This is a genomic window from Rhizobium johnstonii 3841 (assembly GCF_000009265.1).
GTDB lineage: Bacteria > Pseudomonadota > Alphaproteobacteria > Rhizobiales > Rhizobiaceae > Rhizobium > Rhizobium acaciae.
Map to the genome: position 1 here is coordinate 346,963 of NC_008380.1, position 20,214 is coordinate 367,176.

The following is a 20,214-nucleotide window of genomic DNA, read 5'->3' on the forward strand; positions in this document are numbered from 1 at the left end:
ACCCACCGGATTGGAGATCGGTCGATGTTTGGAAAGGCTTACGAAGCGCAATGCCAGGCAACGAAGTTTGCCCCGTCCAGTGCTCACCATGAGAGCCAAGCGCTGGCTCTTTTCTCGCTTGCACTGGGCAGTTTCTGCATCGGAACGTCAGAATTCGCCAGCATGGGCATCATACAATTATATGCCGAAGACTTCGGCATCGATATTCCAACGGCGACGAATGCGATTACCGGGTATGCTTTCGGCGTCGTCCTTGGCGCGCCGCTCGCCACGCTCGTCGCGGCCAGACTCAATCGTCGGACTTTGCTGTTGTGTCTGATGGCGCTATGGGTAGTTGGAAACGTCCTGTCATCGATGGCGAGCAATATCGGCCTGTTTGCGGCCGCCCGGTTCATAAGCGGTGTGCCGCAAGGCGCCTATTTTGGAGCGGGGGCGGTTATCGCGGCCTATTTCTTCGGCGCAGACCGCGCCGGAAAGGCTTTCGCGCTGGTCATGACCGGTCTGACGATCGCAACGATCTTCGGTTCGCCCTTGGCAACCTTCCTTGGTCAGACGCTCGGGTGGCGGAACACCTATCTCGCCATGGCCGCGCTCGGCGCAGTTGCGTTTCTTGCGCTGTTCCTGTTCGTGCCGCGCACGGAAGCCCTTAACGGAGGCTCGGTCCTCCATGAGTTATCCGGGCTTCGTCGATGGAATGTTTGGGCAATGATCGTCGTTGCGGCACTCGGAATATCAAGCATTTTTGCGGTCTATGCCTTTATCGGACCATTGGTGACCGATGTGGTGCAACTCGATCAATCCACGATCCCCCTTGCGCTTGGTGTCTTTGGCGTTGGCATGACGGTCGGCAACGCTGTCGGCGGTCAGCTCGCAGACATTTTTGCGTTTCGCGGCCTCATCCTTGGATACGGGATAACGCTCATCCTCCTTGTTATCTTGTCGTGCTTTGGGACGAAGGTATGGGTTTTCATGCCCTGTCTCTTCGGGCTGGGTGCTGCGATGATGGCGGCGATTCCAACCATTCAGGTGCGGATGACGCATTTTGCACCGGAAGCCCCGACACTGATGGGGGCGATGAACCTGGCGGCCCTCAATGTCGCGAATGCGCTTGGGGCTTGGGGCGGTGGACTGGTCATCGCTGCGGGATACAGCGTCCTCTTTTCACCGCTTGCCGGATTTGTGCTGACCGCTGCAGGGCTGCTCGTCTATTTCATCGCGCTTCCGCGAAGCGCTTCGGTCGTGCAGGCTTAAACGCGCAAAAAACCAGGCGCGGGCTGATGCAGCGAGACCAACATCACCAGGCGAGAGCGAGGTACAACATGGATGGCAGCCGATGGGCAGCGCAAACTGCCGTCGAAACTATGCCACGCTTGCCGTTTCCCTCACTCCCACTCGATTGTGCCAGGCGGCTTCGACGTAACATCGTAGACCACGCGGTTGATACCGCGCACCTCGTTGATGATGCGGGTGGCGGCGCGGCCGAGGAATTCCATGTCGTAGTGGTAGAAGTCCGCCGTCATGCCGTCGACGGAGGTGACGGCGCGCAGCGCGCAGACGAATTCATAGGTGCGCCCGTCGCCCATGACGCCGACGGTCTGGACGGGCAGCAGCACGGCGAAGGCCTGCCAGATGGCGTCGTAGAGGCCGGCCTTGCGGATTTCGTCGAGATAGATCGCATCGGCCTCGCGCAGGATCTCCAGCTTTTCGCGGGTGATGCCGCCGGGGCAACGGATCGCGAGGCCGGGGCCTGGGAATGGGTGGCGGCCGATGAAGCTGTCGGGCAGGCCGAGTTCGCGGCCGAGTGCGCGCACCTCGTCCTTGAAGAGTTCACGCAGCGGCTCGACGAGCTGCATCTTCATGCGCTCCGGCAGACCGCCGACATTGTGGTGCGACTTGATCGTCACCGACGGGCCGCCGGTGAAGGAAACGCTCTCGATCACGTCGGGATAGAGCGTGCCCTGGCCGAGGAAATCGGCGCCGCCGAGCTTCCTGGCCTCTTCCTCGAAGGTCTCGATGAACAGCCGGCCGATGATCTTGCGCTTGGTTTCCGGGTCGCTGACGCCCTCGAGTTCGCCGATGAAACGATCGGCGGCATCGACGTGCAGCAGATGCAGATTGTAGTGCTCACGGAACATGGCGACGACGCCGGCCGCCTCGTCCTTGCGCATCAGCCCGTGGTCGACGAGGATGCAGGTTAGCTGGTCGCCGACGGCCTCGTGGATCAAGAGCGCTGCGACGGAGCTGTCGACGCCGCCCGAAAGCGCGCAGATGACGCGCTTGTCGCCCACTTGCGCGCGGATCTGCTCGACCGCCTTCTGGCGATAGGCCGACATCGACCAGTCGCCCTTGATGCCGGCGATGTTATGAATGAAATTGCCGATCAGCTTGGCGCCATCAGGCGTATGCACGACCTCGGGGTGGAACTGCACGCCGTAATATTTGCGCTTCTCGTCGGCGATGAAGGCATAGGGCGCGTTGGAGGAGGTGGCGACCACTTCGAAACCATCCGGCAGCGCGGTGACGCGGTCGCCATGGCTCATCCAGACCTGATGGCGCGAGCCGGAGGACCAGAGGCCCTCGAACAGCTGGCAGTCCCTGTCGACCTCGAGGAAGGCGCGGCCGAATTCGCGGTGATGGCCGCTCTCGACCTTGCCGCCGAGCTGCATGCACATCGTCTGCTGGCCGTAGCAGATGCCGAACACCGGCAGGCCGCTGTCGAAGATGATATCAGGCGCTCGCGGCGATCCCTCGTCCACCGTGGAAGCCGGGCTGCCGGACAGGATCACGGCTTTCGGCTGCAGGCGGTGGAAGCCCTCTTCGGCCGATTGGAAGGGAACGATCTCGCAATAGACGCCGGCCTCGCGCACGCGTCGTGCGATGAGCTGGGTCACCTGGCTGCCGAAATCGACGATGAGAACGGAGTCGGGATGTGCTGTCTGGGTCATGGCGAGGCTTTAATGAAAAGCGCCCCGCCTGGCAATCCGGGAAATCGGCGGCATTAGGTTTTTATTGTTCCAATTGTCCCGCATTCTAAGGCTCAGAACCAGAAAACCCCGTCCTCCAGCGCCGTGAACAGGCTGTCGACGCCGTAAGAGAGCTTGCGGTCGACGATGTGCAGATATTCGGTCCAGCCCGAAATATGCTGCAGCTCGACGGCGCCGTCGGAAATGCCGCGCAGGCCGATCAGCGGCAGCTTGTAGCCCTGGCAGGCGCGCAGCACCGCATAGGTCTCCATGTCGACCATGTCGGCGTCGATATTGGTATAGGCGACGCCCGAGATGATGTTGCCGCCGGTGGAAAGGCTTGCTTCGGCAATGCCGGGAATGCGCAGCGGCAGCTCGAGCGTTGCCGGCAGGTCGAGAAAGGGTGTCTTGCCCTTTTCGAAGCCGAGCGGCGAGGCGTCCATGTCGCGGTAGGAAACCGAGGTCACCTGATAGATTTCGGTCTGCTCCAGTTTCGCGGAGCCGGCCGAGCCGAGGGAGACGACGAGATCGGGCAGGTCGTCGACGGCATCCAGCCGCGCCAATGTCTTGCTCAGCGCGATGGCTGCCTCGACCGGGCCGACGCCGGTCATCAAAGGTTCGATGCGCGAACGCAGGAAGGGACCGTACTCGGCCTCCGCCGCCATGACGAAAAGAATGGACTTCCCCGCGACCGATTTCAGTTCGAACTTCATCCCGTAATGCCCTCTCTACCGCGGATCACCATCATCGTTCCGGTCATGGAGGCGATGAGTTTCGCCGGCCCGTCGCTGATCGCGTAGCCTCGTCCGTCGGCGACGATGATGGTGGAGCCTGGTTTGGTGATTTCCCCGCGAAACAGGAAACGATCGCCACGCCCCGGCGACATGAGATTGACCTTGAACTCGATCGTCAGGATCGAGGCTTCCGGGTCGATGACGCTGTAGGCGGCAAAGCCGCAGGCCGAATCGAGCGCTGCGGAAATAATGCCTGCGTGCAGGATGCCGTGCTGCTGTGTCAGTTTGACGTCGAAAGGCAGCTCGATCTCGACGACGCCGTGCTCGACGCGCGTCAGCTCCGCGCCGATCGTCTCCATCGCCGCCTGCCGCGCAAAATTCCGGCGGATTCGCGCGCGGAAATCGCCCCTGTCAGTCTCGCTCATGTCTGCCCCTCTTGCAGCCGCGAAATTGGCATGGCGCGCCGCATTCGACAAGCTGGACATTGCTGAAATCGGTCCGGGCGGCGATGGAAACCCGGGACCGTGTCGCCGAGGCAACCCTTCACCTTTCGGTCGCCGTGCGAGCCGGCACAGCTGGCCGGTACCGCTGGCCACTACCGCTGTATTGTGGCGATCCGATGCGAAGACGATTGCAGCTTCGCGCGGCGCGCGTATTGTCCGCATCGGATCGCGAAATGATGGAGCGCCGGCGGCATGACGACGATATCGCAATCGGTGCGGAATTTCGAGGCCTGGCTGGCCGGTGAACTCGGCGACGATCTCGTCAAGGACGATCTCCGGGAGAAGCATGAGAAGATGCGGAGCGACGATTTCGTCTTCCTGCGCGCCACCTATTGGCGCTGGTGCGAGATCATCCTCGATATCTGCCCGGAACTGACGGGCGCGCCTCAGGTACTCGCGATCGGCGATACGCATCTGGAGAATTTCGGCACATGGCGCGATGTCGAGGGCCGGCTCGTCTGGGGCGTCAATGATTTCGATGACGCAGCGGTGATGCCCTATGCGCTGGATCTCGTTCGCCTTGCGGCAAGCGCCGTGCTGGCCCGCAGCGGTGACGGTCCCTCGGTTCGCATGATCGGCGAACTGATCCTGAGCGGCTATCGCCGGGGCCTTGAAAATCCGCTGCCCGTCATCCTCGAGCGCGACCACAAATGGCTGCGCAAGGCGCTGCTGCTGCCGAATTCCGAACGCCGGGAATTCTGGGAGAAATACGAAATGCTGCAGCCCGGCAAGAAGCCGGCACCACCAGCCTATGTCAAGGCGCTCGCAGACGCGCTGCCGTTGGGATCAGGACCTTTCTTGGCGAAGCCACGCAGCGGCGGCACCGGCAGCCTCGGCCGGCCGCGTTTCGTCGCCTATGCCGAATGGCAGGGTGGACCGGTGCTGCGCGAGGCAAAGGCGCTGGTGCCGTCCGCCTGGTCGCTTCGCCACAACCCGCAGGATGTGGCGATCCATGCAAGCGAGATCGCCAATGGGCGGGCGCGCTCAGCCGATCCGCATTACCGGGCCTCCGGCCGCATCCTCGTGCGCCGGCTCTCGCCGAACAGCTGCAAGGTCGAAATCGACCGACACCCCGAGATCCTGCTTTCGCCGACGATGCTGGAACTGATGGGCTTTGAGATCGCCAATTGCCATTCCGGTGATGCGGCGGCGGCGGCCGCAATCCTGAAGGATTTGGCGGCGCGGGGAAACGAATGGCTGCATGAGGCGGCAAGGGCCGCGGCATCGAGCATCAGCACCGAGCAGAAAGCCTATTCCCGCGCCGGCTAAAGCAATTCCAGCAAAAGTGTACAGCGGTTTTGCGTCCGGAATTGCGCTTCTCTGATTTAGATCCGCACGATGTGCTGATCCCAGGCGACGTCGCTGCGGGTCGACAGGAAATCGCCGTCATAGGAGGAGACGGCAAAGCCGTTTCTTGCCGGCGCGATGCCCGCCGCATCCGGAACGGAAGTCTCGGCCAGCATCTTGCCCGTCCTAGCGTCGATAGTCACCGAGGCGCCGCCCTTCGGTGAGGTGATGCCGACGAGACCTTCGCTGCGATTGACGGCGATCGCCCCGACGTAATTGGCAAGCCTGCGCGTCGTCTCCTCCGGCAGGTCGATGAAGGAAAGATCCTCCCCCTTGGCGAAATGGCCGACGAGCGGAGGCAAATCCTTGCGGTGGCCTTCATACTGGCAGGCGAACCAGATGCGGCCCGCGCCATCGAGATCGACATGGCGGGTGGAGAGTTCTGCCCATTCCGCCGGCAGCACATGTTTTTCGACCAGCGCACCGGTCGCCGCATCGATCAGCGCCAGCGACGGCTGCATCTCTCCGAGATTGAGCTTGGTGCGGCCAAAATCCGGATGCGTCTCGATGCCGCCATTGGCGACGATGAGCAGGCGTCCGTCGTCGGAAACGGTCATGTCGTGCGGACCGATGCCGTAGGTCTCGAATTCGCCGATGCGGGTGAAGCGGTCTGTGGCGTCGTAGAGGCCGATCATGCCGCGATTGCCGTCGAAGTCGTTCTCGCTGGCGTAGAGCAAACGGCCGTCAGGAGAGAAGGCGCCGTGGCCGTAGAAATGCCGGTCCTCCCTGGAGCTGATGACGATCGGCTCGCTTTTGTTCCAGGGATCGAAGATCATCGCATAGGTGCCGGGCCGGCGCGCGAAGGCGACAGTCTTGCCGGTACTGGCGCTGAAGGCTATGCCGTGGGCGCGGGCAGGAAGCGCCACCTGATCGACGATCTCGCCGCGCTCGGTCACGGTCGCAATGGCAAAGGAGCCGTCGGCTGCCCGAATGCCCGAGGCATAGACCGCATCGGCCCGCTCCAGCGCCATCAGCGACCTTGGCGTCAAGGTGGCAAGGAAGCCGAGCCCCGCCGCCTTGACGAAGCTGCGTCGGTTGATCGCGGCACTTTGCATCATCGTCTCAGTCTCCGTCCGAAAAGGAAAAGCCGGCCGAAAGGCCGATGGCTGCGCCATATTCGTCGCTGATCCGGGTGATCAGGTCGCGGCTTTCAGCAAGCAGCGTATCGAGCTTGGCCTTCTCCGCATCGCTTATGGCGACGTCGATGTCGGGATTGAGCTTCGGCACGCTGTCGAGCAGCGATTTGAAGTCCTCGTCGATCGAGGCGGCGATCGACTGCTTGTCCGGCGGCAGAAGCTCGGCCATGCCGGCCTTCTGCCAGAGCGTGCGCAGGCCCTCCAGATTGGCGGCCATCGATTTCCAAGTGTTCTTGGAGCGCCAGTAGATCGCCATGCGCGGCCGCGGCGCGGTGTCCTTGCCCTTGTAGAACTGTTCCAGCCGTTGGTCGCGGACATTCTCTGCACCATGGACGAGAATGCCGAGCAGCGCCGTCACCGCTTCCTTGTTGTCCATGAAATCGTTGCTCTGCGGGCCTGGATGTTTCCAGCTCGCCTGCACGCCGTCGGGCTTTTCCCAGGCGGCGACGACTTCGCCGGCTTCACGCTGGATATTGCCGGCGACCGCCTCGCCGTAAAGGCAGCGGAAACTGCCCTTCTGCCCGACGAGATCGTCGGAGCCATTGCCGTAAAGCACGTATTCCAGCGCCGTCAGGCCTTGCAACGCAACACTCTTGCCGGCGATCGCATCAACGGTCGCGTCGTTCGGATCGGCCTTGGCGATCAGCGCCTGCACCTGCTTCAGGCCGACGCCCTTGCGGTCGGGATAAAACAGGATGTGCTCGAAGAGATTGTCCTGGATGACAGGCCCGGTCTGGACGATCTCGATGATCGACCAATAGCGGATCGTATCGTCGAAGGTGGACTTCGCCTTGTCGAGCGTCTGCTGCGTGCCGTCGCTGCAAAGATCCTTCATCGCCGTCGTCAGCCGGGCGGCCGATTGCTGCATGTTGCGATAGCCGGGACGGATCACCTCGTCGACGGCGCGCTGCATGACGGCGGGAACGGCATCCTCGTTCAGCCCTGCCGGGGGAGTGGCCGTCTGGGCGGCCGCTGATGTCGCGAGGCCGATCAGAGTAAGGCAGAGCAGGGGGTGCCATAGGCGCATCAAAGTGACTCCAGGAATGTAATCAGGGCCGCCCTGTCGTCTTTCGGCAGGGAGGAGAAAGCGTTGCGGGCCCTTTCAGCTTCGCCGCCATGCCAGAGGATCGCTTCGGTGAGGCTCCGCGCACGGCCGTCATGCAGGAAAAAGCTGTGTCCGCTGACAGTTCGGGTCAGTCCTATACCCCATAGCGGCGGCGTGCGCCATTCACGTCCGCTTGCAAGACCGACCTGCTGCCCGTCGGCAAGCCCGTCGCCCATGTCGTGCAGAAGAAAGTCGGAATAGGGCCAGATCAGCTGGAAGGACTGTGCTTTTTCAGGCGTATCCCGCCGGGTGACGAATTTCGGCACGTGGCAGGAAATGCAGCCGCTTTCGTAGAAGATCCGCTTGCCCCGCAGCGTCTCGGCGAAACTCGCCTTGCGCCGTGCCGGAACGGCGAGATTTTCGGAATAGAAGGTGACGAGGTCGAGAATGGGACCCGGCGCTTCTTCTGCGCCAAGTCGTTTCTGCACGCCTGTCGGCATATCAAGGCATTTTTCTTCCGCCTTGGTGCAGTCGCCCTGCGCATTCGGCTGATCGGGCGTCGAGATGCCGATATCATTGGCAAAGGCATCCGCACTCTGGTCGCGCACCGTGGCGTTCTGTGCCTTCCAGCCGAATCGTCCGAGCGCGATCTTGCCGCTGCGGTGGTCGCGCACGATCGCCGCCTTCCCCGAAATGCCGTCGCCGTCGGCATCATCAGGATCGGCATGGGCAAGGATGTCGGCCTCGCGAATGGCCTCGATCAGTCCGAGGCCGATCATCGCCGAGGCGACACGCGGCGAAATCGTCGTCGCGGGATCGAGCGGCCCATAGCCAAGGTTCGTCACCGCATAACTCGGCCGGCGCAGCGAGACGGTCTCGCCGTCGCCGAGCGTCACCCTCTCTTCGCGATAGCTGATCGCCATCTTCCCTTCGGCAGCAAGCCCGGGAACGGCGAGATCCTGCAGCTGATGGCCGTAGACCGGATCGGGAAAATTGACGACATCGGCACGCGCGACCGCCTTTTCTTCCTCCGGCGTCGTGGCGGCGCGGGAAAGGCGCAGGAACATCGAGGTGGCGCTCGCGGCCCCCTCCGGCGGTCTGCCGCGGCCGTCATTGACATGGCAGCTCATGCAGGAGCGGGCGTTGAACAGCGGCCCGAGGCCATCGGAAGCCTGCGTCGAGGAGGGAGAGGACACCCAGAGCTTGCGGAAAAGCGCATTGCCGAGCTTGAAATTCTGCTCTTCCTCGAAAGGGATGTTGGCCGAAATATGCGAGAAGCTGTCCTCGGTGACAGGGTCGATCGAGGTCGTCGCACCCGCCTGCATGGCTTCGTATTGTTCGGCCTTGGAAAAATCCGCTGTCGGCCGGGTGACGTCGGCGACGCGTTTCAGATCGGCCTCGGAGAGGTCGGTGCGTTTCCGCGGCAGGTCGAAACCGGCGGCGATGCTGACGGAAAAACCGGCAAGCGTGGCGCAGAGCGCTGCGCTGGCGATCAATCGGCGGGCCGGGGCATGCGACATTTCAGGGTCCGGGCCGCTCCGGCTTTCGAAGCGGCCCGCCTTTTTGCTTATTGGAAGACGGCGTTAGGATTATCCAAGCTGTCGGAACCTTCAAGCTGAACCGTGCCGAGATCGAGTGCGGCAATAACGCGCTGCACCGATTTCGTCTGGTCGATCAGCCCGTCGATAGCGGCCTGAACGACGGCGTTGCCTTCCTTGTTGCCTTCGCCGATCATCTGATCGTACTTTTCGACGGTCTCGCCGCGCTTTGCCATGGCATTCATCGCATCGAGCGTCTTGTTGAGCTTGCCTTCAACTTCGGCATCGAGCGCCTTGTCCTTGGCGGCCACCAGATCGTGCAGCGACGGGCCGCTGAGCTTGGTGCCGTCGACGCGGGTATAGTTGCCGGTATAGGCGGCAGCGATGCCGATCGCGTCGTTGAGATGCGAGTTGTAGGTATTGTCCGAGAAGCAATCATGCTCTTCTTCCGGATCGTGCAGCAGCAGGCCGAGCTTCATGCGCTCGCCGGCAAGCTCGCCGTAGGAAAGCGAACCCATGCCCGTCAGGATCGCCACCAGGCCGGCCTTCGGATCGGCTTCGACATTCTTCGTCGCTGCACCATCCGGCTTCCAGTTGTCGGTCATTTCCTGCAGGTCGGAAACCAGCAGGGTGGAGGCGGACTTCAGATATTCGGCGCGGCGGTCGCAATTGCCGTGCGTGCAATTCTTGAGGTCGTAGTCGGTTGCCGGACGATCGCCGGCGCCGGGACCCGTGCCGTTCAGATCCTGACCCCAGAGCAGGAATTCGATGGCGTGGTAGCCGGTCGCGACATTGGCTTCGATGCCGCCGGCCTCGGCCAGCGTGCCGGAGATGAATTCCGGCGTCAGCTTGGAGGCGTCGACATCCTTGCCGTCGATCTTGATCGTCTTGTTGGCGATGACATTTGCCACATAGAGAGAATTTTCGTCGCTCTCGGTGCCGTAGGAGGCATCGACATAGTCGATCAGGCCTTCATCGAGCGGCCACGCATTGACCTTGCCTTCCCAGTCGTCGACGATCGGATTGCCGAAGCGATAGACTTCCGTCTGCTGGTACGGAACACGCGCCTTGATCCAGGCCTCCCTGGCGGCCTTGAGCGTCGCGTCGGTCGGCGCCTTCAGGAAGGCGTCGATCGCGGCGTCGAGCGCCTTGGCCGTCGTCAGCGAGTCTTCGTATTTCGCATGCGCCACGTCGGCATAGTGTTTCACCACGGCGGCGGCATCGGTCTCGGCATGCGCGGGAAGCGCGAGCAGGGCGGCGGGGGCGATCGCCAGCACGGCTGCGCGGAATGTGTTGAGCTTCATGATCCTCTCCTGTGACGGGATTTTCCGTCTACCGCATCGTGCTTTCCGAAAATCGGAATCGATTTTCGGAAAGCACGATGCGTCGATTCAAAGTGTTACAGCGTCCTCTGCGCGTCTGATAAGACGCGCGGCGCTGTAATCGGGCTCCGTCTCTTCGCCCAAAAGCAAACTGGTGTCAAACACTCTAGTTTGGAATGATTTTAAGAATGGACAGGCGTGGCTAACCGGTCATTTTTGAACGGCATTTGCTTGAAAAACCGGCAGTTGCGGAGGCCTCCGCTAAGTCGCGTCAGCCCTTCCGCTGCATGCGGCAGAAGAAGAAGCCGTCTGTATCGGTGGAGGCGGGGGTCAAAGTCACCGACAGGCCGTCGGAAGAGTGCGGACGCGGGGCGTCCTTTCCGAACAGCTGATCCCAGGCAGGCAGGGCACTGACGATCTGAAAATCAGGATTGTCAGCCGTGAAGCGGCGCGCCTGCTCCTCGTTTTCCTGGGGCAGGACCGAGCAGGTCACATAGATCAGTTCGCCGCCTGATTTGACGAAGCTGCTCGCCTGCGCCAGCGCGTCCTGCTGCTGGGCGGTGCGTTCGTCGAGGTTCTTCGCCGTCAGCCGCCATTTCGTATCGGGGCGGCGGCGCCATGTGCCGGTGCCGGTGCAGGGCGCGTCGACCAGCACCTTATCGCAGCGTCCGGCAAGGGCGGAGAGCGCCCTGGCGTCGTCATGCACCTGGACATTGCGTGTGCCCGCCCGCTTCAGCCGCTCGATGATCGGCGCCAGCCGTTTGCGGTCGGCGTCATAGGCGTGAACCTGTCCCTTGTTCTGCATGGCCGCCGCCATGGCGAGCGTCTTGCCGCCACCGCCGGCGCAATAGTCGAGAACCTGTTCGCCATCATGGGCGAGCACCAGGTCGGCGACGATCTGCGATCCCTCATCCTGAACTTCGAACCAACCTTTTTGGAACGAAAGCTCGGCAGTCACGTTGGGAAGACGCGAGGCGCCTTCGCCAGCGGCAATCCGGATACCGTAGCGGGCGATCTTCGCTGCATGCGCGTTGGCTCTTTCGAGCGCCTTGACGACCTTGTCGCGAGAGGCTTTGAGCAGGTTGGCGCGCAGATCGAGCGTCGGTCGGGCGGCGAGTGCCTGTGCCTCGGCGAGCCAGCCGGCGCCAAAGGCCTGTTCGAAGGAGGGTTGGACCCATTCTGGAATATCACCGCGGATATGCGGCGGCGCATCGTCGAGCGAGCGGCTTTGAAAGGCCGAGACGGCGTCGGCCGAAAGCGGCGCCGGCGCGAACTTGTCATCCGCCAGCTCAGTGGCAAGACTGTCAGGTGAAAAACCCCATTGGCGGAACATGACGCCATGGGCAATGGCCGCAGGACTGTCGTCATCCATCAGCCAGGCATGGGAAAGCCGCATGCGCAGTGCGTCATAGACGATGTTGCCGATCGCCGCACGATCGCCGGAGCCGGCGAAGCGGTGCGCGAGGCCCCAGTCCTTCAGCGCGTCGGCGACGGGCCGCTTGCGGGCATCGATGTCCGCGAGCACAGAAATCGCCCCTTCGAGGCGGCCGCCCAGACGCATTCACATGTCTCCTGTTGCCGTGGCGAGTGAACGATCAGCGCAAACGCGAGTGTCACGCATCGGATTGTTCACAAGTCTCAACCGGGTGGTAACCGCGATTGACGGCAAGAGCAAGCGCCGCTTCCGGCGCAGTCAATGATGGTCTCAGCTGACGACCTGGTAGCAGACCTTCGCAGTGCCGGAGCTCACCATACCGATATTCTGGGCGGCGGCGCGCGACAGGTCGATCACACGACCACGAATGAACGGACCACGATCGTTGATGCGAACGACGACGGTGCGGCCATTGTTGCGGTTGGTGACCTTCACCTTGGTGCCGAAAGCAAGCGAACGATGTGCGGCAGTCAAGATGGCAGGGTTCATACGTTCCCCGGAAGCAGTTTTGGAGCGAAGTGCGTACCATGAAGCACCGCCACAACCATTGCCAGCAAAACCCTCCGCCGGAAGCATGGAAGAACAGGCTGCAATAGTTACAGCGGCGATAATAGAACGACGTATGTTCTTCAAAACAGAGTATCCCTCAACTATTGAACTCACGCCCTTGCAGGCGGCGGGGCTTAAATCTGTGAAAAAGTGGCGAAAAAGTGCCGAGTCAGTTCACGGAATATTACAATCTGTAACATTCGTGAGTGTGGTGTCGGGATTTCAGCAATGCGCGCCGCGCGCAAACGTGGAAAAAACCTAATAAAATCAGTTAAAATCAGAACGAATTTTCCGAAGGGATAGTTAACGTCATGGTGTTCACGAAAATCGCGAAAATATTTTTCCGATTTCGCCATATTTACTGCCACATTTGGGCAAATTCAAAGGCCGTTAACCATAAGATGCGGCGAAAATTGTCCGGCCAAAGCGGGAAAGTAGGAATTTCCTACTCATTTCGGGTGAGCGCATCCGTCGCAAACAGGACTGAGTTCTACTACCCCCGCCAGCGTCCGTCCCGCCACAATTGCGCAAGCGACATGGGATAGTTCGGGAAGGAAAATGCGAAGCCGGCGGCCTTGAGTTTCGCATTCGAAACCCGTTTGTTCTCGCCGTAGAAAGTGCGCGCCATCGGCGTCAATTCGGCGGTCTCGAACGCCTGCTCCGGCGGCGGTTCGACGCCCATCAGGCGGGCTGCCTCGACGATCACATCCTGCGGCGGGCCGGGCCGGTCGTCGGTGACATTATAGATGCCACCGAGGCCGCGCTCCGACAGGAAACGTGCCGCCGCGCCAATATCCTCGACGCGGATACGGTTGAACACCTGGTCCTTCTTGATCAGCCGTCGTGCTGTGCCCTTGTCCAGGTTGGAGAAGGCGTTGCGGCCTGGTCCATAGATGCCGGAAAGGCGCAGCACCGCCGCCGGCACGCCGCGCTCCCGGCCCATCGCCAACCAGCCCTCTTCCGCCTCGAGCCGCTCGGTCGACCGCCCGGAAACCGGCAAGCACGGCGTTTCCTCAGTCACCCAGGCGCCCTGGTGATCGCCATAGACGCCGACGGTGGAGAGGTAACCGATCCATTCGAGCTTCGGCAGCAGGCGTGCGCCGTCTTTACCGAGCAGCCGCAGCAGCGGATCGGCCTTTCCAGGCGCGATCGACTGCACCAGATGGGTGACGCTGTCCAAAGCCTGGCGCAGTCCCTCTTCCATGCTCTCGCCGTCGAAAAGGAATGCTTCGATGCCTTTCTGGCGGAGCATGTCCATCTTGTCAGGCGAGCGCGTGGTGCCGGAAACCCGCACGCCGTCGCCGGCAAAGGCCTTGGCGATTGCCGTGCCGGAATAACCGCAGCCAAAGATCATCACATGCATCAGCCCACTCCCGCCAATCGCCATTCGTTCAATACGTCGTCGTCTCTCTCGTCTGCCCTTTGTGCGGCAAAGGCTGCAAATTCGCCAGCCTCCATCAGCCGTGAGAGCGCCCAGACCGCCATGCCGCGCACCACGGGCGAGGGATCGTCCGAAAGCAGGCGACATGGCCCGATGAGCACCTTGTCGCCGGAATTGCCGGCGGCGATCAGCACGTTGCGGACGAAGCGGTCGCGGCCGATGCGCTTCACCGGCGAGCCGCTGAAGAAGGCACGGAAGGCGGCATCGCCAAGCGTCAGCAGAAAGGCGATCGACGGCTCCTTCAGATCTTCCCGCGCCTGTAGCTTCATCTCGGAGGCGGAGCTTGCGAACTTGTTCCAGGGACAGGCGGCAAGACAGTCGTCGCAGCCATAGATGCGGTTGCCGATCAGCACGCGCAAATCGGCGTCGATCGGCCCCTTGTGCTCGATGGTGAGATAGGAGATGCAGCGCCGTGCGTCGATCTGATAAGGCGCCGGGAAGGCGGCCGTCGGACAGATGTCGAGGCAGGCGCGGCAGGAGCCGCAATGATCGGCTTCCGGCGCGTCGACCACAAGATCGGCGGTGGTGAACATCGTGCCGAGGAACAGCCAGGAGCCATGAACGCGGCTGACGAGATTGGTGTGTTTGCCCTGCCAGCCGATCCCGGCTGCCGCCGCTAAGGGTTTCTCCATGACCGGCGCCGTGTCGACGAAGACCTTCACATCGGCGCCCGCCCGCGCCGCAAAGCGCGTGGCGATCTCCTTCAGCCGGCCCTTGATGACGTCGTGATAATCGCGGTTGCGGGCATAGACCGAAATCGCTGCCTTATCCGGCTTGTCGAGGATAGCGCGGGGATCTTCTTCCGGGGCGTAATTCAGGCCGAAGACGACGACGGAGCGCACCTCGCTCCAGAGTGTGCGGGGATCGCCACGCCGGTCGCGCGTCTCCGCCATCCAGTCCATCGTCCCGTGGCGCCCGGCATCGATGAACTGACCGAGACGCTCCTTCGCTTGCGGGATCGCGTCCGGGCGCGTGATGCGGCAGAGATCGAAGCCCTTGGCGGCAGATTCCGCCCGGACGAACTCGGTCAAATTGTCGCGGCGGCGGCGCTCTTTGTCGTCATTGTCAGGTTCGGGCATGAAGAGCCCTCGTCAGAAATCCAGATCGGCATAGTGTGAAACCGGTGTCAGGCCGCGCACGCGCTCGGTCAGCATCGGCCGGAAGGACGGACGCGACTTCAGCCGCTGGTACCAGTCCTTGACGACCGGCGAATCCGCCCACTCGATCTCGCCGAGATAGTCGAGGATCGAGATCGAGGCCGCGGCGGCAAGGTCGGCATAGCTCATCCGCTCGCCCGCCAGCCACTGACGCGAGCCGGCAAGCCAGGTGAGATAGCGCATATGCTGACGGATATTCGCGCGGGCCGTGCGCAGAATCTTCGAATCCGGCGCGCCGCCGCCCTGATCGGCGGTCATCTGCAACTTATAGACACGCTCGCGGGCGAGCGGCTTGGTCACATCGTTTTCCATCTTCTGCATGAACCATTCGGTCAGCCGGCGGATTTCCGCCCGCTGGAAAGGGTCTTCGGCGAGCAGCCGCCGATCGCGCTTCAAGACGCCATGCGTCTCGTCCAGATATTCGGAAATGACGCTCGCGCCGCAGAGCGCGCGCATGCTGTCGTCGACATAAACAGGCAGCGTGCCGGCCGGATTGAGCGCCAGGAAATCCCGGCGCTTCTCCCATGTCTGCTCTTCGATCAGATCCGCCTGATAGCCGTATTCGGCCAGGATCAGCCGGACGAAGCGAGATGCGGATGACATGGGATGATGATAAAGCGTGGGCATCGATACTCGGGCGTTCTGATTGCTGTTACAGGACTGTGTGGCAGCTCAATTATAGCGCCCTAGTCATGACTGATTGGTTGAAGCTATAGGAGCTTGGCCCCGCCAATACAAGCGAATCGGATTTTTCAGGCCATCTGATAATGGCGAAACACGGTCTAACGAACGAATGGAAGCGGCAGCCTGATCGACCCAAGCGCTCAGGCCCGACCGAACTTTAAACCGGAGACAATATATGGATTATATAAATGCTGCAATTCTCGGCGTCATAGAGGGGATCACCGAGTTCCTGCCGATCTCGAGCACCGGCCACCTGATCATTGCGGAGCAATGGCTCGGACATCGGTCGGATATGTTCAACATCGTCATTCAAGCGGGCGCCATCCTCGCCGTCACCATCATTTACTGGCGTCGTCTGGTGGATCTGGTGCTTGGCTGGCGCGACCCGGTCAATCGCGATTATGCCGCCAAGCTGATCGTCGCATTTCTCATCACCGCCATTCTCGGACTGGTCGTCAAGAAGCTCGGCTTTGAACTGCCGGAGACCGCGACACCGATCGCCTGGGCGCTCATCATCGGCGGTATCTGGATGATCTTTGCCGAATGGGCCGCTGCGCGCAGGCCGCCGCATAAAGAGATTACCTGGCTTGTCGCCATCCTGGTCGGCATCGCCCAGATCGTTGCCGGCGTCTTCCCGGGAACCTCGCGCTCCGGCGCCACCATCTTCGTTGCCATGCTGGCAGGCACGGGCAACCGCGCCTCCGCGACCGAATTTGCCTTTCTCGTCGGCATACCCACAATGTACGCGGCAAGCGCCTATGAATTGCTGAAGACGTTCAGGGATGGCGGAGCGGCAGGCGAAGACTGGACGGCGCTCGGCATCGCCTTCGTCGTATCCACGGTCGTTGCCTTCATCGCCGTCAAATGGCTGCTTGCCTATATCAGAAGCAACCGGTTTACGCTGTTTGCCATCTACCGCATCATTCTCGGTGTCTTGCTGCTCGGCATGGCCGCGACCGGCTTGATTGCCTGAGACATCTGTCCCGCATTGCATTCGCGCAACTCCCGGCGCGAATGCAAATGTCCCGTCGGACTTCGCGAATAAACTCGATTACCGGCAGGGCGCCGATTTTTCAGATAGGCAACATTGAGAGGATAAGCGCCCGCCGCCGTTGTTGATGCAGGCGAGACTGAACGTTCATTGTGGAGCGCCCTCTTTCAGGCGTTCCGATCGCTGCTTGCTTGGAGCAGGATGCCGGCGCAGGACCGGCCTTTCGTCAATGGATGATCGAAGCCGTAGAGCAAGGATCGACGCCGTAGGCCGGCGAGCAATCGCCCTTTACCGCCGCGACCGAACCGGGCGCAACGAAAGAGCCTGCAAGGATAACCAGCGCCGCACACGCAAACAGGAGCGCGATTGACTTGCCCATTGAGAAATGCCTTTCACAGTGATTGCCGCACGCGACCGAAGGTGTTGAGTCCGTTGGAAGACGCGCGGGTTTGGTAGTCAGTGGAATGACTAATAGCAATAATCGTTCCTGCTAAATTTGGCGTTAATTCCACAAAATTTCCGATGCGTCTTTTATGCAACGCTGCTGAATATGCCGCGCACCAGAACACTTCAAACTTGCGCCGGGCTTTGCGGGACACGGCAACGCCATAAGGCCGCCCGCGGCATCCGCAGGGGCCAAGTCTTATCAGCTGGAAAAGATGGTCAGGCGGCCTTGCCGGTGCCGGTGTATTGGCCGTGCGGACGATAGTGCACCAGATAGGAGCCGAGCACCGATGCCACCATCGTGGGCGCGATGCCGAGGCCTTTCAGCGTGCGGCCTTCCGCCTCGGCTTCCGGGGAGACGACATTGTCGCGCTTCAGCATGCGCACCTGGTCCGGCGTGATCGGTGGCGTGATAAAGGGGATCAGCGAGGCGATGCTGCCGATCATCGAAGCGACGCCGAAGGGCAAGGATACCAGCGGGTTCTTGCGGCATGTCACCTTCAGCATCGTCTCGAGACATTCGCGGAAGCTCAGCACCTCAGGCCCGCCAAGCTCATAGACCTTGCCGCCGGCAACCTTGCCGTCGACGGCGCGGGCGACGGCCTCGGCGATATCTTCGACATAGACAGGCTGGAATTTCGTCTTGCCGCCGCCAATAAGCGGCAGGATCGGCGACATGCGCGCCATCTCGGCAAACTTGTTGAAGAAGCTGTCTTCCGGTCCGAAGACGATCGACGGACGGAAGATCACTGCATCGGGCTTGACCGACAGGATGGCCGTTTCGGCGCGGCCCTTGGTGCGGCCATAATCCGAATCGGATTTCACGTCGGCGCCGATCGCCGAAATATGCGTCAGCGTCGCACCTGCACCGCGCGCCGCCTCGGCAATCGCACGAGCGCCGAATTCCTGCACGGCGTCGAAAGTGTTGCGGCCGGTCTCATGCAGAATACCGACGCAGTTGACGACGTGGCTCGCACCATCGACGGCGCGATCGATCGAGCTGCGGTAGCGCAGGTTCGCCTGGACGAAGGAGATCTGGCCGACATTGCCGAGCGGCTGCAGGAAGCCGGCGAGATCGGGACGGCGCACGGCGACGCGGATGTTATAGCCGCGCTTGGCCAGCGCCCGAACCACGTGCCTGCCCACGAAGCCGGACCCTCCGAACACGGTGACGAGCGGCGGCAGGTTGGCAAGGGTCATGGCAGGCTCCTCGAAAGGCTTTGCGGAATGCTTGATTGGCTCCGTCTTAGCCGAATCCCGGCGCGACGGGAAGGCCCATCACACCGTCAGTTTTTTGAGAATGCGAGGGCGCTCAGACGCCTTCGACGACCACCATTTCCGCATCCGCGACTTCCTGGCGGATTTTCGCGGCGATCTGGTATTCCGGCGAATTGTAGCAGTCGACCGCATGCTGCATCGACGGGAATTCGATCACTACGTTGCGGACGCGCGCCTTGCCCTCGAGTTCGGTAAAGGCGCCGCCGCGCGCCAGGAAATTCGCGCCGTATTTTTCGAAAGCCGGCTTGGCTGCCGCCACGTAATCCTTGTAGCGCTCGGCATCGCGAACGTCGACGCGGGCGATCCAGTATCCTTTGGCCATGGTCTTCTCCCTTTTGTCGTTGATTGCGGTCAGCGATTTGCCGGCCAGAGTGCGCTCACCATCTCGCTGAGGATCGCGCGGGCGGCATCACGGGGATCCGGCGCCTTGACGATCGGCCGGCCGACGACGAGATGCGTCGCTCCCGCCTTCAGTGCGTCGAAAGGCGTCATCACCCGCTTCTGGTCGCCCTTATCGCTACCATCGGGGCGAATGCCGGGGGTGACGATCGCCATGTCGGGTCCGACGATCTCGCGCACCGCAGCCGCTTCCTCCGCCGAACAGACGATACCGCCCATGCCGGCCGCGCGCGCCTGTCCGGCGCGGCGCAGCACCAGGCTATGCGGATCCTGGCTGTAGCCGGCCTCGGCAAGGTCGTCGGCATCCATCGAGGTCAGCACGGTCACGCCGAGCAGGCAGAGGCCGGAGCCGGCCGCGGCCTCGACCGCCGCCTTCATGGCCTTCGGATAGGCGTGCAGCGTCAGCATCGACATGCCCATCTTGGCGATGTTCTCGACGCCGGAGGCAACGGTGTTGTCGATGTCGAGCAGCTTCATGTCGAGAAAGATCTTCTTGCCGCTGGCGGCAAGATCGCGGGCGAATTCCAAGCCGCCGGCAAAGACCAGCTGATAGCCGATCTTGTAGAAGAGAATGTCGTCGCCGAGCGTGGAAACCAGTCTTTCCGCCTCGCCGATCGTTGGAACATCCAGGCCGACGATCAACCGCTCGCGTGCGCCCATCTGAAGTCACCCCTGCCAGTCTTCGATGGGCGTCCAGTCGCATGTTAGGCGCCGATCCGCAAGACCGAAAGCATAGAGATTGCCGCCGCCGCCCGGCTGGTCGCGGTCGCGGGAGATCGGCCTGCCCGCCAGATGGCATTTGAGCAGCGTGCCGACGCCGCCATGGCCGACAAAGGCGATCGGCGCCGTCGCATCATGCGTGGCGAGAACGGCGTTAACAGCCTCGACGATGCGGTCCTGCGCGTCGACGGCGCGCTCCCAGCCCTTGAAGCTCTGCTCCGGATGGGCAAAGAACCAGTTTGCTGCTTCTTCGAATTGCGGCGGCGGCAGGAAGCCGGTGGCCGTGCGGTCGTTCTCGTGCATGGCGTGGACGATCTCCACGGTCACACCGGAAGCTTTCGCCAGGATTTCGGCCGTCTCGATCGCCTTCGTCTCGTCGCTGGAAACGATGCGCCGCAATTGCCTCGCCCAGCCGCTCTCTGCCGCTTTGCGGGCGCGCGCCGCGCCGACATCGGAAAGTCCCCATTTCGGCACCGGCACGTTGGCGTCGATCCTGACCTGCGGATGAGTGATGTAGATCCCGAACAT

19 protein-coding genes are annotated in these 20,214 nt (G+C 62.0%); 3 read left to right on the forward strand and 16 right to left on the reverse strand.

Annotated features, from left to right (window positions below; translation table 11 throughout):
• The first annotated feature begins 24 nt into the window (after window positions 1-24).
• Complete coding sequence (locus tag RL_RS01640) at window positions 25-1,251, forward strand: MFS transporter (protein WP_011650118.1); 1,227 nt, start codon at window positions 25-27, stop codon at window positions 1,249-1,251.
• A 131-nt stretch (window positions 1,252-1,382) separates the two neighbouring features.
• Here RL_RS01640 and guaA read toward each other — a convergent pair whose 3' ends face one another.
• The 3 genes from guaA to RL_RS01655 all read right to left on the reverse strand — a co-directional run bounded on the left by guaA (window position 1,383) and on the right by RL_RS01655 (window position 4,122).
• Complete coding sequence (gene guaA / locus RL_RS01645; protein WP_011650119.1) at window positions 1,383-2,945, reverse strand: glutamine-hydrolyzing GMP synthase; 1,563 nt, start codon at window positions 2,943-2,945, stop codon at window positions 1,383-1,385.
• Window positions 2,946-3,037: 92 nt separating this feature from the next.
• Entirely contained in the window at window positions 3,038-3,676 is a 639-nt protein-coding gene (locus tag RL_RS01650; RefSeq protein ID WP_011650120.1) for a 5'-methylthioadenosine/S-adenosylhomocysteine nucleosidase, read from the reverse strand.
• Window positions 3,673-4,122 (reverse strand): PaaI family thioesterase, encoded by a 450-nt coding sequence (locus RL_RS01655; protein ID WP_003544704.1) that lies wholly within the window; start codon window positions 4,120-4,122, stop codon window positions 3,673-3,675. Before RL_RS01655 ends, RL_RS01650 begins: the two co-directional genes overlap by 4 nt.
• A gap of 270 nt (window positions 4,123-4,392) precedes the next feature.
• Between RL_RS01655 and RL_RS01660 the strand changes: the two genes are divergently transcribed.
• The gene (locus tag RL_RS01660; RefSeq protein WP_011650122.1) at window positions 4,393-5,469 is read left to right on the forward strand and encodes a DUF2252 family protein; all 1,077 of its coding nucleotides are present in this window, start codon (window positions 4,393-4,395) and stop codon (window positions 5,467-5,469) included.
• Window positions 5,470-5,525: 56 nt separating this feature from the next.
• Here RL_RS01660 and RL_RS01665 read toward each other — a convergent pair whose 3' ends face one another.
• The 9 genes from RL_RS01665 to RL_RS01705 all read right to left on the reverse strand — a co-directional run bounded on the left by RL_RS01665 (window position 5,526) and on the right by RL_RS01705 (window position 15,797).
• Window positions 5,526-6,605 (reverse strand): DUF1513 domain-containing protein, encoded by a 1,080-nt coding sequence (locus tag RL_RS01665; RefSeq protein ID WP_011650123.1) that lies wholly within the window; start codon window positions 6,603-6,605, stop codon window positions 5,526-5,528.
• A gap of 4 nt (window positions 6,606-6,609) precedes the next feature.
• Complete coding sequence (locus tag RL_RS01670; RefSeq protein ID WP_041936139.1) at window positions 6,610-7,710, reverse strand: imelysin family protein; 1,101 nt, start codon at window positions 7,708-7,710, stop codon at window positions 6,610-6,612.
• Window positions 7,710-9,248, reverse strand: coding sequence for a di-heme oxidoredictase family protein (locus RL_RS01675; protein ID WP_011650125.1), 1,539 nt, complete (start codon window positions 9,246-9,248; stop codon window positions 7,710-7,712). The genes RL_RS01670 and RL_RS01675 overlap by 1 nt, the downstream gene beginning before the upstream one ends.
• 47 nt (window positions 9,249-9,295) lie before the next feature.
• Window positions 9,296-10,570, reverse strand: coding sequence for an imelysin family protein (locus tag RL_RS01680; protein WP_011650126.1), 1,275 nt, complete (start codon window positions 10,568-10,570; stop codon window positions 9,296-9,298).
• Between the two features lie 289 nt (window positions 10,571-10,859).
• Window positions 10,860-12,149 carry an RsmB/NOP family class I SAM-dependent RNA methyltransferase gene (locus tag RL_RS01685; RefSeq protein ID WP_011650127.1) on the reverse strand — a complete coding sequence of 430 codons (1,290 nt, stop codon included), beginning with the start codon at window positions 12,147-12,149 and terminating at the stop codon, window positions 10,860-10,862.
• Window positions 12,150-12,293: 144 nt separating this feature from the next.
• Window positions 12,294-12,656 (reverse strand): septal ring lytic transglycosylase RlpA family protein, encoded by a 363-nt coding sequence (locus tag RL_RS01690; RefSeq protein ID WP_011650128.1) that lies wholly within the window; start codon window positions 12,654-12,656, stop codon window positions 12,294-12,296.
• Window positions 12,657-13,065: 409 nt separating this feature from the next.
• Window positions 13,066-13,935 carry an SDR family oxidoreductase gene (locus RL_RS01695; RefSeq protein WP_011650129.1) on the reverse strand — a complete coding sequence of 290 codons (870 nt, stop codon included), beginning with the start codon at window positions 13,933-13,935 and terminating at the stop codon, window positions 13,066-13,068.
• The gene (gene queG / locus RL_RS01700; protein ID WP_011650130.1) at window positions 13,935-15,092 is read right to left on the reverse strand and encodes a tRNA epoxyqueuosine(34) reductase QueG; all 1,158 of its coding nucleotides are present in this window, start codon (window positions 15,090-15,092) and stop codon (window positions 13,935-13,937) included. The genes RL_RS01695 and queG overlap by 1 nt, the downstream gene beginning before the upstream one ends.
• 12 nt (window positions 15,093-15,104) lie before the next feature.
• Window positions 15,105-15,797 carry a glutathione S-transferase family protein gene (locus RL_RS01705; protein WP_011650131.1) on the reverse strand — a complete coding sequence of 231 codons (693 nt, stop codon included), beginning with the start codon at window positions 15,795-15,797 and terminating at the stop codon, window positions 15,105-15,107.
• 232 nt (window positions 15,798-16,029) lie between these two features.
• Here RL_RS01705 and RL_RS01710 point away from each other — a divergent pair, with 232 nt between their 5' ends.
• A complete protein-coding gene (locus RL_RS01710; protein ID WP_011650132.1) occupies window positions 16,030-16,827 on the forward strand; it encodes an undecaprenyl-diphosphate phosphatase in 798 nt (265 codons plus the stop codon).
• A gap of 681 nt (window positions 16,828-17,508) precedes the next feature.
• Here RL_RS01710 and RL_RS01720 read toward each other — a convergent pair.
• From RL_RS01720 to RL_RS01735, 4 genes are all read right to left on the reverse strand, one after another.
• Window positions 17,509-18,489 carry a complex I NDUFA9 subunit family protein gene (locus RL_RS01720; protein WP_011650133.1) on the reverse strand — a complete coding sequence of 327 codons (981 nt, stop codon included), beginning with the start codon at window positions 18,487-18,489 and terminating at the stop codon, window positions 17,509-17,511.
• Between the two features lie 112 nt (window positions 18,490-18,601).
• Window positions 18,602-18,889: a DUF1330 domain-containing protein gene (locus RL_RS01725; protein ID WP_003544731.1), complete on the reverse strand. Its 288-nt coding sequence runs from the start codon at window positions 18,887-18,889 to the stop codon at window positions 18,602-18,604.
• A 29-nt stretch (window positions 18,890-18,918) separates the two neighbouring features.
• Window positions 18,919-19,626: an orotidine-5'-phosphate decarboxylase gene (pyrF, locus tag RL_RS01730; protein ID WP_011650134.1), complete on the reverse strand. Its 708-nt coding sequence runs from the start codon at window positions 19,624-19,626 to the stop codon at window positions 18,919-18,921.
• Between the two features lie 6 nt (window positions 19,627-19,632).
• Entirely contained in the window at window positions 19,633-20,214 is a 582-nt protein-coding gene (locus tag RL_RS01735; protein ID WP_011650135.1) for a histidine phosphatase family protein, read from the reverse strand.